General features: G+C 48.2%; 13 protein-coding genes. 7 read left to right on the top strand and 6 right to left on the bottom strand.

The features are described 5' to 3' along the window. A partial coding sequence (locus H7A81_RS20750; RefSeq protein WP_182058585.1) for a phosphoketolase family protein occupies positions 1–1,616 on the top strand: 1,616 nt, incomplete at its 5' end. A gap of 91 nt (positions 1,617–1,707) precedes the next feature. On the opposite strand, the gene H7A81_RS20745 is transcribed toward H7A81_RS20750, so the two are convergent. From H7A81_RS20745 to H7A81_RS20735, 3 genes are all read right to left on the bottom strand, one after another. Beyond that, on the bottom strand, positions 1,708–2,223 hold the full coding sequence (locus H7A81_RS20745; protein ID WP_182058584.1) for a ferritin-like domain-containing protein: 516 nt from the start codon (positions 2,221–2,223) through the stop codon (positions 1,708–1,710). 24 nt (positions 2,224–2,247) lie between these two features. Further along, positions 2,248–2,721, bottom strand: a complete 474-nt coding sequence (locus H7A81_RS20740; protein WP_182058583.1) for a ferritin-like domain-containing protein — start codon at positions 2,719–2,721, stop codon at positions 2,248–2,250. A gap of 141 nt (positions 2,722–2,862) precedes the next feature. Beyond that, positions 2,863–3,030, bottom strand: a complete 168-nt coding sequence (locus tag H7A81_RS20735; RefSeq protein WP_182058582.1) for a general stress protein — start codon at positions 3,028–3,030, stop codon at positions 2,863–2,865. A gap of 231 nt (positions 3,031–3,261) precedes the next feature. Here H7A81_RS20735 and H7A81_RS20730 point away from each other — a divergent pair, with 231 nt between their 5' ends. Together H7A81_RS20730 and H7A81_RS20725 are read left to right on the top strand one after the other, a co-directional pair. Continuing rightward, complete coding sequence (locus tag H7A81_RS20730; protein WP_182058581.1) at positions 3,262–4,395, top strand: glutathione-independent formaldehyde dehydrogenase; 1,134 nt, start codon at positions 3,262–3,264, stop codon at positions 4,393–4,395. Between the two features lie 181 nt (positions 4,396–4,576). Beyond that, positions 4,577–5,341 carry an SDR family NAD(P)-dependent oxidoreductase gene (locus H7A81_RS20725; protein WP_182058580.1) on the top strand — a complete coding sequence of 255 codons (765 nt, stop codon included), beginning with the start codon at positions 4,577–4,579 and terminating at the stop codon, positions 5,339–5,341. A gap of 38 nt (positions 5,342–5,379) precedes the next feature. On the opposite strand, the gene H7A81_RS20720 is transcribed toward H7A81_RS20725, so the two are convergent. The 3 genes from H7A81_RS20720 to H7A81_RS20710 form a co-directional block, all read right to left on the bottom strand. Further along, positions 5,380–5,862, bottom strand: coding sequence for a CinA family protein (locus H7A81_RS20720; protein ID WP_182058579.1), 483 nt, complete (start codon positions 5,860–5,862; stop codon positions 5,380–5,382). Between the two features lie 737 nt (positions 5,863–6,599). Beyond that, on the bottom strand, positions 6,600–7,289 hold the full coding sequence (locus H7A81_RS20715; protein ID WP_182058578.1) for a DUF421 domain-containing protein: 690 nt from the start codon (positions 7,287–7,289) through the stop codon (positions 6,600–6,602). 245 nt (positions 7,290–7,534) lie between these two features. After that, entirely contained in the window at positions 7,535–8,899 is a 1,365-nt protein-coding gene (locus H7A81_RS20710) for an MFS transporter (RefSeq protein ID WP_182058577.1), read from the bottom strand. A gap of 1,534 nt (positions 8,900–10,433) precedes the next feature. Between H7A81_RS20710 and H7A81_RS20705 the strand changes: the two genes are divergently transcribed. From H7A81_RS20705 to H7A81_RS28025, 4 genes are all read left to right on the top strand, one after another. Continuing rightward, positions 10,434–10,841: a LuxR C-terminal-related transcriptional regulator gene (locus H7A81_RS20705; protein ID WP_182058576.1), complete on the top strand. Its 408-nt coding sequence runs from the start codon at positions 10,434–10,436 to the stop codon at positions 10,839–10,841. A 60-nt stretch (positions 10,842–10,901) separates the two neighbouring features. Continuing rightward, positions 10,902–11,168: a hypothetical protein gene (locus H7A81_RS20700; RefSeq protein ID WP_182058575.1), complete on the top strand. Its 267-nt coding sequence runs from the start codon at positions 10,902–10,904 to the stop codon at positions 11,166–11,168. 81 nt (positions 11,169–11,249) lie between these two features. Continuing rightward, on the top strand, positions 11,250–11,951 hold the full coding sequence (locus H7A81_RS20695; protein ID WP_182058574.1) for an antitermination protein: 702 nt from the start codon (positions 11,250–11,252) through the stop codon (positions 11,949–11,951). 21 nt (positions 11,952–11,972) lie between these two features. Beyond that, entirely contained in the window at positions 11,973–12,371 is a 399-nt protein-coding gene (locus tag H7A81_RS28025; RefSeq protein WP_370529972.1) for a phage holin, read from the top strand. The last annotated feature ends 106 nt before the right edge of the window (positions 12,372–12,477 follow it).

The following is a 12,477-nucleotide window of genomic DNA, read 5'->3' as shown; positions in this document are numbered from 1 at the left end:
ATATGGCCACCGCGCTGGACACGGCGTTTGATAACATCGCTCATATCCAGCAGCAGGCGCGTAGTGGCAATGCAACAGATGCTGTGCCACGCTGGCCCATGATTATTCTGCGCAGCCCGAAAGGATGGACCGGCCCGCGTGAGGTGGATGGCAAAAAAGTGGAGGGATTCTGGCGCGCCCACCAGGTACCGGTTTCCGGTTGCCATGAGGATGACGGCCATCGCCAGATCCTTGAACAATGGATGCGCAGCTATCAGCCGCAGGAACTCTTTAACCCGAGCGGATCGCTTGCCCCTGAACTACGCGCGCTGGCCCCGAAGGGTAATAAGCGTATGGGGTCAACGCCCTATGCCAACGGGGGAAGGTTGCGCCGTGAACTGATTACGCCCGATATTCACGATTTTGCGCTGGAGACGGGTCAGCCCGGCAGCACACAGGGGCAGGCCACCGAACAGTTTGGTCGTTACCTGAGTGCAATCTTCCAAAAGAATCTAGATAACTTCAGGCTGTTTGGCCCGGACGAAACGGCATCCAACCGTCTGTCACCCGTGTTTGACGTCACCTCCCGTACCTGGATGGAACCCATCAAGGATTATGACGAACAGCTGGCCCGGGACGGACGTGTCATGGAAATCCTCAGTGAGCATCAGTGTCAGGGCTGGCTGGAGGGCTATCTGCTTACAGGGCGCCACGGGCTGTTTAACTGCTATGAAGCCTTTATTCATATCGTCGATTCGATGTTTAACCAGCACGCTAAATGGCTGAAAGTCACCCGTAAGCTGGGCTGGCGACAGCCGATTTCCTCGCTTAACTATCTGCTGTCGTCCCACGTCTGGCGGCAGGACCACAATGGATACAGCCATCAGGATCCGGGATTTATTGATCATGTCGCGAACAAGAAAGCCGACATTGTGCGTATATACCTGCCACCCGATGCCAATACGCTGCTGTGGGTCGGGGACCACTGCCTGCGAACATGGGACCGGATCAATGTCATTGTTGCAGGTAAACAACCTTCACCCCAGTGGCTGGATATGGAAAGCGCCATTGCTCACTGTGAGGCAGGCATGGGCATATGGAACTGGGCGAGCTGTGAGGGTGAACCAGACGTTGTCATGGCCTGTGCGGGGGACGTGCCTACCATGGAAACCCTGGCGGCAGTCGATTTGCTAAAGGGCTATCTGCCGGAATTGCGTATCAGGGTCGTCAATGTGGTGGATTTACTGGCGTTGCAGACGCAGGAGCAGCACCCGCATGGCAAAGCCGAAGAAGAGTTCGATGCCCTTTTCACCACGGATAAACCCGTCATCTTTGCCTTCCATGGTTATCCAAGTCTGGTGCATCGCCTGACCTATCAGAGAAACAATCACGGTAACTTCCATGTTCATGGCTTCAATGAAGAGGGTACCACCACCACACCATTCGATATGACGGTGCTGAATGAGCTAGACCGCTACCATCTTGCACAGGCTGCCATTTTGCACATGCCGGGCTTAGCTGATCGTCATCCGGAACTCCTCGACGACCTGCAGGAGCGAATCGCTGAGCACCATCGTTATGTGAGAGAGCATGGCGAGGATGTGCCTGAAGTGCGCAACTGGGTTTGGGGTGGATGAAGTCGTTTACACGGGGGATTGGGCCAAATGAAAGCGGGTATATTTTTACCCGCTTCACTTTAACGATAGGGAATTTATCACGTCCGGGAGTTCAGCGTTTAGCCTTTGAGTCGGGATCCTCACTCAGCGTCAGGAACTGTTCGGTTAACTCCGGCAAATGACTGATCAGCCAGTCAGACATCGCCAGTTCCTGCTCGCATATTTGCTTCAGTACAGGGACGCTTGCCGTGTCGCCGACGCGCTTTGCCGCGCTGATCAGACTGGTATAGCTTCCCACTTCAGCATTTTCAAAGACATATCCGGCGATGGCTCCTTTGATAACTTCATCATCCGTAAACATGCCACCAAATGCCTGTCCCATCGCAGCCATCTTTCCCATCACATCTTTTACGCTTGAGTGTGCTATTCCATGCCTGTCCAGAATGCCTTCAAGAAGCGTCTGCTGCTGACGCGTTTCTTCAATGTGCTGCTCAATGCGCAATTGCAGCTGGGGATAATGTTCAAGTCGTTTTGCCATTTGCTCAAGCATCGTTTCAGCCTGCTTTTCCATGGCATGCGCGTCACGCAGCCAGTCATGATAATGCGAATGTGCAGAGGTCGATGACATAGGTATCTCCAGATGGTGGCCGTGTCACTGTTTTTCAGCGATTGATGTCAGTTTCTGATCGGTGTTTTTTTCTTCATCCAGCGTCTCTTTCAAAAGCGTGGAGGCTTCTCCAAGCTGAAGCTTGATGGCCAGTGCAATCAGTGTGCCGTACGTTGCGATCTCGTAATGTTCCACTTTCTGGGCGGCACCAATGAGGCCTGCATCTCTGACGGGACCGGCTTCAGTCGCTTCGATAAGTTCCTGCGCTTCTTCAACCAAACCTTCCAGCGCGTGGCATTTCATACGCACAATCCGCACTTCCTCATGCGATTCCACAAGTTGGTCGAGACGCTCAATCTGACCCTGGGTTTCTTCAAGGTGATGCTGAAAAGCCTCTTTAAGTTTTGGCTCGGATGCAGCACGGATCATTTTTGGCAGGGCGCGGGTGATTTGTTTTTCAGCACTATAAACATCGGACAGGTCATGGATAAATAAATCGAGAAGTGTTTTAACTTTCATAGGGTAAACTCCAGCGAGTTCTTGACGGGTTGGCAATTACCGTAACAGGTAAGTGGGCAAAAAATAAAATTAATGGTTAGGTAATCAGAAATGTAATTATAAAAAACGCTTCCTTAATTATTAACGATATAACAAGCCTTCTCACGAACTTTGATGTCTGTTCTTACCACCTTTCTTACCTGCTGTGGAAGCTCTCTCACGATCATTTTTGAAATTACCACCGCTTGCCTGACCGCCTTTCCTTCCAGCTTCAGATGCTCTTTTTGGGTCTTCTGCAAAGTTTCCTGAACCGCCTCTATGTTGAGCCATAATATTTCCTCTACATGAATTGTTGACGTTATGATTAAACGAAAATATGCATATAGCATTTTAATCATAATTCACAATCAACTACATGCAAGCGCGTCGGCACCATTAAAATCATAATCTGGAATATGTGCCATATTTGTTGTGGAGAATTGAAAGGTAAAAGATATAAGCGCAACGATTACATACTTCAGTTAACTTTGTAACCACTCAGATAATGGCTAAGGCGATCTTATGAAAGCAATTATTTACAACGGCCCATTTAACGTAACGGTAAAAAATGTTCCTGATGCAAAAATTGAGCGTCCCGGTGATGCATTAATCCGGATAACCACCACGAATATATGCGGTTCGGATCTGCATATGTATGAAGGACGTACCAGCTTCGAAGAAGGACGGATTTTTGGCCATGAAAACATGGGCGAGGTCGTTGAAGTTGGACAGGGAGTGGAGCGTATCAAAGTGGGTGACCGCGTGTGTATGCCCTTCAATGTAGGCTGCGGCTTTTGTGAAAACTGTGAAAAAGGCCTGACCGGATTTTGTCTGACAGCTAACCCGGGGAGTGCGGGCGCCGCTTATGGTTTTGCTGAAATGGGGCCATGGGACGGTGGTCAGGCGGAATTATTGCGGGTTCCTTTTGCCGATTTCAACTGCCTGGTGCTCCCAGAGGATGCGGCGGAGAAAGAAGAAGATTACGTCATGCTTTCAGACATTTTCCCGACCGGCTGGCATGCAACCGAACTGGCGGGACTGCGTCCGGGAGAAAGCGTCGCCATCTACGGGGCGGGGCCGGTGGGACTGATGGCCGCGCACTCAGCAATCATCAAAGGTGCCTCCCAGGTCTTTGTTATTGATACTCACAGCGATCGTCTGGCCCTTGCTGAGCAATTCGGTGCTACACCGGTTAATGCTGCCGGGGATGAAGCCGTACAGAAAATCCTTGAGCTGACTGACGGCAGGGGCACAGACTGCGGTTGTGAATGTGTCGGTTACCAGTGCTGCAATAAACACGGCCATGAAGACAACAGTGCAACTATGAACAGTCTGGTCGCATCAACCAAGGCGACAGGCGGAATAGGCGTGGTGGGTGTCTTCGTGCCCCAGGATCCTGCAGCGGAAAGCGACCTGGCAAAAGCGGGTAAAATGCCGTTTGATTTTGGCAGCTTCTGGTTCAAGGGGCAGTCCATCCGCACTGGTCAGGCAAACGTGAAAGCGTACAACCGCCAGCTCGCAAGGCTTATTCACCATGACAAAGCCAGCCCCGGCCGGATTATCTCGCATCGTCTGAGCCTCGATGAGGCTCCTGAAGGCTATAAAAATTTTGACAGCCGAGCGCCCGGCTGGACAAAAGTCATTCTTAAACCTTAAACCCGGCTCTTTAGGTTTTCGATAAGCCCTTTACCTTGATCAAAAGGTTAAGGGCTTACCGGGTATGCCCACGGGTATCTACTTCCATTGATGTCCCATCCTGGCGATCCTGCTTCGCTTGATCATCCCCTCATGGCTGCCAGGCTTATCACTCATTAAAAAGGCCTAATGGAGAATAACGATGTCACGTTTTTTGGAAAAAGTTGTCGTGATCACCGGTGCGGGTTCAGGAATAGGGGCGGCCTCAGCAAAGCGTTTTGCCAGTGAAGGTGCTTCGGTGGTGCTGGTGGGAAGAACCCGTGAAAAACTCGAAACCACACTGCACGCGCTTCCGAAAGGGGAGCATCTTATAGCGCCATGTGACGTGTCGGATCCCGACCAGGTCAAACAGCTGGCAGAGCTGGTCGAGCAAACCTATGGCAGAGTCGACGTCCTGGTGAACAATGCGGGGAGTGTTGTTCAGGGAAAAATACATGAAGTGTCCATTAAGGACTGGAAAAAGCTGATGGGGGCTGATCTGGATGGGGTATTTCATTGTGTCCATTACTTCATGCCTTCATTGCTTAAAACTCAGGGGAATGTGGTGAACACGTCTTCGGTTTCAGGGCTGGGTGGAGACTGGGGAATGAGCGTTTATAACGCTGCGAAGGGCGGCGTGACTAATTTTACGCGCGCACTGGCGATGGATTATGGTGCGGACGGTGTTCGCGTGAATGCCATCTGCCCGGGATTTACGCTGACCGATCTTACCGAAGATATGAAGGACAATCAGGAACTGTTAAACAAGTTCTATGACCGCATTCCCCTCCAGCGGGCTGGTAAGGCTGAAGATATCGCCAGTGCAATCGCCTTCATTGCCAGCGATGATGCGCGTTATATCACTGGGGTGAACCTGCCCGTCGACGGCGGGTTGACGGCGTCTAATGGCCAACCCAAACAGGCTTAATATCTAAAAGGGGAGCCATCAGCGTTCCCCTACCAATTCTACAAAATGCGTGTGAGTTCGGTTATGCAATACAAGGCTGCTTTCCTCACTACCTCTTCACTGTTCCCCCTAAACCATTTCTGCGATGTGCATACGCTTTCATCATCCAGACACCATCCAAACCAGACGGTCCCGGCTGGGGTACCGTCATCGCCCCCGTCCGGTCCCGCATAGCCAGTGACAGCTATTCCTATATTGTCACCGGCAAGTGATCTGACGCCGCGCGCCATTTCGATGACAGTAGCCTCACTGACTGCAGAGTGATTCGCAAGGGTATGCGGACTGACGTTGAGAATGCGCTGTTTGGCCGCATCGGTATAGGTAATAAAGCCGCAGTTGTAGAATCGTGTGCTGTCACTGACCGCCGCCAGGGCCGAACCGACCCAGCCGGCAGTACATGACTCGGCAGTCGTGACTGTCAGTGATGTTGCTGACAGTAACTCCCCCAGAGTGGTAGCCGCGTTGATTAGTTCTTCGTCCATGGCCGTTTCGCATGATTGAAAAAGTTTATCAGGTACATCTTCAGTGCATACATCTATGTTAACCCCTGAAAGTCTCAACGCTCATTATCGGTCAAAGTCATACGAAGAGGCGGTTTATAGCCAGAGTCGAGACAGTTAGGTGTACATGTTTAAAATTTTTATGGTGGTGATGAGTGTAGTACTCATTTGAGAAAAGGGGCAGGGACATCAGGAAAGGCATCTTAAGAACGCGTCCTCAGACACCAAGGGGGCAACACGCTGCTTGGGCAATTTTTGTTATCCAACTGAAGCTGGACAGAGTAGCTTGCTAATTTGTTCAGAAAGTTTATCAATAATCGTGATTGTGCATATCAAATCAGATATTTACTGCGATTTACAAATCATGTTCATGAGAAAGACTAAACTATATGTGTGTCAACTGTATTCAAGGATGAGTTGTCACAACGATTTTCCCTGGTGTTGTCACTATCATATGACACCCGCTTCGGCGGGCTTTTTTTTTGCCTCAAAGTGATTGAGATATAGGGAAGAGGCTAACCTGATTAAAGGCAGACATGCGGTGTGAAACTTAGTGAGCGAAGGTAAATTTCTGTCCTGGTAAAATCGTCACAACGGAACATCAATAGTCTCTTTAGGTTAAAGCGCCAGAAAAAAAGTTTCCTGAATATCTGATCCTGATTGGCTTTATGCCGGGTGGGAATTTTGTGAGATATCGAAAAATATGCTGCACCTGTGCTTCAAACCCGCTTTTTGTTCAGTGCGAGTGACCAGGTATCGCGTCCGCATTCGTGGCATCTTCTTTCTTCATATCCAAGTATTTCTCGGGTAGTGCCGCAGCGGTTACAGGCATATAAGCCTGTTGCAGGGATTTTGGTGAAACATTGACGGTGTGCTTCAGGAAGTACAGATAACCCGGCCCGCACTTCTTCGTCCGGATAAAAGTAGAGGCTGAGCTGGCCATCTACCTCTACCAGCCCCAGCCGTATCTGACCAAGATGTTCGGCCCCTTTAAGGCGTAACTCCATCAGAAATTCATCTTCTGAAATGTTCAGCCGGTCCAGATTCTCAGAAACGTACTTACCCTCAGCGATTAGCGTTACCACTTCTCCTTCAATAAGAGTTGAGAACCACGAAGATTTGGTCATTGCCCAGGTGGTTAGCCGATACAGTAATAACAATATGGCAAAGACCAAAATGACGGGAAGAACGGGGACATCATCGTAAAAAGTCACATCCCCTGAAGCAGACCCTAGTGTTAGGATCACCACAACTTCGAAGAGTGAGAGCTGCTGGACACCGCGCCTGCCTGAAATTTTCAAAAAGGTGAAAACGACGATATATGCAATGAGTACACGTACAACGACTTCAAAGAGGAAGGTGTAAGGTTGATCGTTAATGAGAAATTTATGTAGGTCGAAATCTGCCATGATTCACCCCTGAACATTAAACCTGAATCGAGCCCTGAATCGACTTCGAACGTGAGCTATGAACTGACGTTAACTGATACCGATAAATTATAGTCAGAGTGCTTATATTTAAGGAATTAACTTTAATGTTGGGTTAAAAAATTATGAAGTGGCCTCAGAGGTTTCATGACAAACATGAAGTTTTGATGAAAGTTAACCCTTTTTAAAAGGTATCGCTTCGTTTATTAATCAAGGCTTGCTTCATTTTAACTATTTGACGACTGCTCGCTTCTATATCTTAAACAGCTCACGCAGCATGAAAGAAATGAAAAGGTTGCGCCTGCGATGAGAGCGTATTCGATTGCATATTTGTTATCTAAATTGAATAAAATCGCCACCATGGCCGATCCTGTTATTTGTCCAATGACACGCGCGCTGCCTAACAAACCACTCGCGACACTTGCATCACCACTGCTTACTGACGCCATAATGTGGTAATTGTTCGGGGACTGAAAGAAACCAAATCCCATACCACAAATCGCTACCCTCCAGATAATATCTGCATCACCAGGGGCCGATGGCAGGAATATCAGTAATAGCATGCCCACCATTAGAATGCTCAAACCGGCCACCGCGAGGAGGTGGCAATTAATTTTTTTGACTAACTCACCCGCGATCATGGCTGTTATTGTGGTTGCAAGTGGCCACGCAGTCAGCAATAAGCCGGTCTGAACAACACTACGTTTGAGCGTTTCATGAAAATAAAATGGAAGTGAGACATAGGCCAGTAGTTGCGTGCTGTAAGAAAGGGTGGACATGATAAGAGAAAGGGAGAGTGTCCTGTTCCTGAAAAACCTGACAGGTATCAAAGCTGCATCCGTTTTACTTTTCTGATTCTGATACAGGCCAATCAGCAGCAGTATGAGTGCATCGAAACTGATAGTGGCCATCAGCGGCAAATCTCTCGTTAGTCCAAAAATACAGAGCGAAAAGCTCATGGCCACGGCGAACATAAGCAACGCACCTGCCATATCGAAGTGAACTTCCGGGAGTGGCCGCTTTTTAAGGAAAAAGATGCTCAGTAGCAGCGAAACTACCGCGATCGGTCCATTAATGGTGAAAAGCCAGTTCCAGCTGGTAACCGAAAGTATTGCCGCCGCGATGGAAGGGCCTGCAGCTGCAGAGACCGAAACAATCATCACGTTAATGCTGAGACCGCGCCCCAGCAGTCTGGCCGGGTATATTTCTTTTATCAGCGCTGCATTAACGCTCAATATGGCTGCGGCACCTGCGCCCTGAATGATGCGAAACAGCGTCAATTCACCCAGCGATTCGGAAGAGGCACACCCAAGAGATGACAGCGCGAAAAATAATACGCCTGCTTCAAAAATCCGTTTGTTGCCCACTGTTTTACCTAACGCCGCAAGGGGGAGGAGGAAAGCCACCACAGCAAACTGGTATGCATTGACGATAAGTATTGATTCAGAGGGGGTAACTTTGAAGTCGCTGGCGATCACTGGCAGCGCGACGTTTGCGATGGTGCTGTCGAGCATTGCAATCATCGTGCTAAGCGAAACAGCAATAACTGCCATGAAACTAATGGACGTGGTTTTTTTTTCTGAGCCTGACATTGATTCCCTCGCATTTAATCTGACTGATAGCACTTACCTGAGGTCTGTTATCTTTGAATGTTGATACCAGATGCCATATGATCAAGTTGCTGTAAAGTGATAATGATTTATGCAATGTCGCCTGGGATATTAATAGCATTTTCATTGGTGCATGGAAGTATTTGTTATTGCCTGGTGGGTTTTATTCAGAATAGTGAAATAATGATTTGAGTTTAGAGGGTGTTTATAAATTAAAATGATTCAAGTTCAGAAACACCATAGTTGAACGTAAAGCCAAAAAATTTTTCACCTTAATAAGGTTCACTGTCTAAGCTATTCTGTTCAAAACATGGTTAGGCAATTCATATGATGTTCTTTTTTATGAAAAAGCCTTCAGTGAGCAAGGGTGATCTGACGTGATTCCTAAGTTTTAAAGAATTTCATAAACCTGTGCCAATTGATGTGAGATTAATCATCGAGGATGATTAGAGGATAGCAATAGTGGGGTGGTGCAATCATGAAAACATTTTTTAGATTTTTATTGTAAACTAAGCTATAGATTATCTTCAGCGCTTGAGAGGTATGACAAGTGGGTTAATGGTGGCAATCAGTTTTCATCTTATTAATTAAAATGTCCAGAGAATCATGAATGTTAAAAACCATATCAGAGGATTGCTGGGCAATACCAGGACGTCATTTTATAGCTTAAAACCTGCCCTCTATCTTCACTTTCTTAAGGTTATGTTGGATGTTATTTCGCTTTAAAGCGTAGATCTCATGTTATGTGTCTGATAGCCTTTGCTACGTTTTTGAATTATGAAATATATCACTTTTTCTTTCTTTTAAAATCCTTTCGATCACAATCGAAGTGTTTACTCGTCCTGATGATATCAGGTCTGGCGTAAACGAATCGCTTGTCCCAGTCATGACAGCCCTGAACATTCAGTAGTGGATATTTTCTGGCGTTGATGTCTTCAGTTTGGTTGCGTTGTGGAGTTACTGAGTTTTGACACCCTGACAGTAAACATATTCCTAATACGATTCTTTTCATATGCCCTCCTGAATTCATGCAGCATAGTAATACCGAAATTTTAAAAGTCAAAATATCGTTAAAAATCATCCTGTCGTTAATGGGATGTTTTCATTCATGTTTCTCTTAAAAATATTCTTAGACGTCTCATTTAAATTTCTGATATTACGAGTTAATGATCATTCTCAATGGGGTAATTTTTTTGAGGATGTAATCAATTTGTTTCTTTGAATATCGATTTTTTACCTGAAATTGTGATTTCACTGAGTTAATTCATGTATATATGTTAAACGAAACTTTCAGGGTTCAAGGGAAATCACAATGTACCCAGCAAGGCATTTTGTTGTTATTGGAGAAAGAAACATTTTACACAGAGGGTTATTTGACATCGTAGACACCGTTGCTCATCAACACTACCTGCAGACATTTCACGCCTGCAACTGTGCCAGATGGGCTGCTGCTCAGGCAATTCACAGCCGTTGTCATTTAAGAGCCGCAATCGTTTGCCTTTCACAGGGGACATTTATGCCTGAGTGGATCAGTACATTGCTAAATATCAAAAAGCGCGTGAACACCAGGCTGGTTATTTTCGCAGACGACGTCAGTTTGCTGACTGGCGCCTCTGTTCAGGTGCTACAGCGCGTCATTCATGAAGAACAGATTGTTCATACCCGTACCTGCCGTCATCGGATCACCAGATTACTGGGAAGGGTAATAGCCGGTGAAGTGGGGCATGACACAGCCATTCAACTGACACAGAGAGAACTGGATATCCTCGACGGATTTGTTCATGGCAAAAATGCGGAATGGCAGTCCAGTGAATTTGGCATCGATCGGTGCACTGTTTATCAGCACAGGAAAAACTGTGCGAATAAACTTGGTCTGAAAAAACTTAAAGACCTCACCAGACTCAGACTGGGTAACGGGCAATGAAGACTTTAAATTTCGCCCCTGCAGGCTTAATCTGGACTGACCACTTGCGGGAGATTGATTGTGCCAGTAATTAACATTCATAAAACCGACTGGTTTCGGGTTCTGAGTGATATCAGTCGGGCAGGCTATTCACTGCAAAAAATTGCCTACGAGCTTGATGTGGCAACCTCCACGCTGGTGGGGTGGAAGCAGGGCGCGATACCCCGGCATCATACAGGGGAAGCGCTGATTGCTATCTGGATGCGCATCACCGGGCTGGAGCGTGACCAGTTGCCTGCGCTGATTAGCAAAAAGTCATTCATCATCCATCCCATAGGTTTTCCCTGACACGTTCAGAAAACTGAATGCCCATATAGTCATATTCCATTGCCTGTATTGTCAGCCGTCATACAGCGCAATGGAGTTTCCATGAATCTCGAAGGTCTCGTTAAATTTCATTCCCCCCGCTCTCTGCATCCAGGCACCCTGTTTACCCGCGCTTCACCGGACTCACTCTCAACCGCCGACGTCATGGCTGCAGCCGGAATGGCGCAGCGACGTGCTTCACTGGGCTATGCCGCCTTTGCCGCGAAGATGAACCTGAGCAAGAGGGCTGGCGCACAGGCCGTGAGTTTACTGATGGCGGCGGCGCAGAAAGAAGCCACTCGCTATCCGGTTCTTTGCAAATTACCTGCGCGGGAGTGTGAGGCGGTTCTGAAGATCATCGTGATTTATGCCTTCCTGGATTTTGCCCGCAGTGCGGCCACCGAAATGCCCTGTGTTGCCTGTAAGGGTACGGGGCAGCAAAAGGGGAAGCTCTGTAAAAAATGCGCAGGAAAGAAAGTAGTACGGGCAGCCTGCAATGACTGTAAAGGGCGAGGCGTGGCGGTCAATCGTCTGAAATCCCATCTGCAGGGTGTTCCCGTCTATCATCACTGCAAGCGCTGCGGCGGCCGAGGATTTGAACGCATTGCTTCTACGGTTGTTTACCGCGCTATCGCACAGGTCAGCGACGCAATCTCACTGGATACCTGGAACAAGAGCCTGAAACATCTGTCGGGTTACCTGATTACCTTTCTTGAGAAAGAGGTGTCATGGGCTGAGAAGCAGCTGCAGCTCATCACCCGATAGCGCACTATTACGGCGTGCGCGATGAAATCGCCTGCTATTTACTTTTCCATTTTTTGTGGTAGATTGGCTCTAACGATGGGGTTTTACCCTCCAGAACTTACAGACGAAGCCCTGACCATTCAGTCAGGGCTTTTTTGTACCCGAAGGACTCTGACCAGAGCCCCCACTCAACATCCTCCCTCCCTGACAGAGACTAACGTGAGCAAACTGACAACCGGTGCGGCTTATAGCGCATCTGCGGGTGCAATCGCCCATAGCATTCTGACGTGGTTCAGCCCGGAGGAGTGGAGTGCTGTCGGGGTGCTGGCTGGCATAAGCATTGCCTTACTCACCTGTCTGATTAACTGGTATTACCGGCGTAAGTTGACCCTCGCTGACATCCGTTCAAAACATTGTCGCTGCAGAGAAAGCGGGCGCTAGCGGGTGGGGATTTCTGCCTCTCTGCGTAAACGGTTAATTACTGTTGCGGGTGCCGGAGCATTGGCGATTGCTGTGGCTTTACTGGGTGGCCCTGAGGGCATTGAAG

This window comes from Pantoea sp. ME81 (genome assembly GCF_903970985.1).
Taxonomy (GTDB): domain Bacteria; phylum Pseudomonadota; class Gammaproteobacteria; order Enterobacterales; family Enterobacteriaceae; genus Pantoea; species Pantoea communis.
This window is presented reverse-complemented; position numbering and strand designations above follow the sequence as displayed.

Excerpts from the sequence above, each read along its gene's own strand:
- H7A81_RS20745 (WP_182058584.1), bottom strand. The coding sequence starts at position 2,223 with ATGTCATCGACCTCTGCACATTCGCATTATCATGACTGGCTGCGTGAC.
- H7A81_RS20740 (WP_182058583.1), bottom strand. The coding sequence starts at position 2,721 with ATGAAAGTTAAAACACTTCTCGATTTATTTATCCATGACCTGTCCGAT.
- H7A81_RS20735 (WP_182058582.1), bottom strand. The coding sequence starts at position 3,030 with ATGGCTCAACATAGAGGCGGTTCAGGAAACTTTGCAGAAGACCCAAAA.
- H7A81_RS20730 (WP_182058581.1), top strand. The coding sequence starts at position 3,262 with ATGAAAGCAATTATTTACAACGGCCCATTTAACGTAACGGTAAAAAAT.
- H7A81_RS20725 (WP_182058580.1), top strand. The coding sequence starts at position 4,577 with ATGTCACGTTTTTTGGAAAAAGTTGTCGTGATCACCGGTGCGGGTTCA.
- H7A81_RS20720 (WP_182058579.1), bottom strand. The coding sequence starts at position 5,862 with ATGGACGAAGAACTAATCAACGCGGCTACCACTCTGGGGGAGTTACTG.
- H7A81_RS20715 (WP_182058578.1), bottom strand. The coding sequence starts at position 7,289 with ATGGCAGATTTCGACCTACATAAATTTCTCATTAACGATCAACCTTAC.
- H7A81_RS20710 (WP_182058577.1), bottom strand. The coding sequence starts at position 8,899 with ATGTCAGGCTCAGAAAAAAAAACCACGTCCATTAGTTTCATGGCAGTT.
- H7A81_RS20705 (WP_182058576.1), top strand. The coding sequence starts at position 10,434 with ATGCCTGAGTGGATCAGTACATTGCTAAATATCAAAAAGCGCGTGAAC.
- H7A81_RS20695 (WP_182058574.1), top strand. The coding sequence starts at position 11,250 with ATGAATCTCGAAGGTCTCGTTAAATTTCATTCCCCCCGCTCTCTGCAT.
- H7A81_RS28025 (WP_370529972.1), top strand. The coding sequence starts at position 11,973 with ATGAAATCGCCTGCTATTTACTTTTCCATTTTTTGTGGTAGATTGGCT.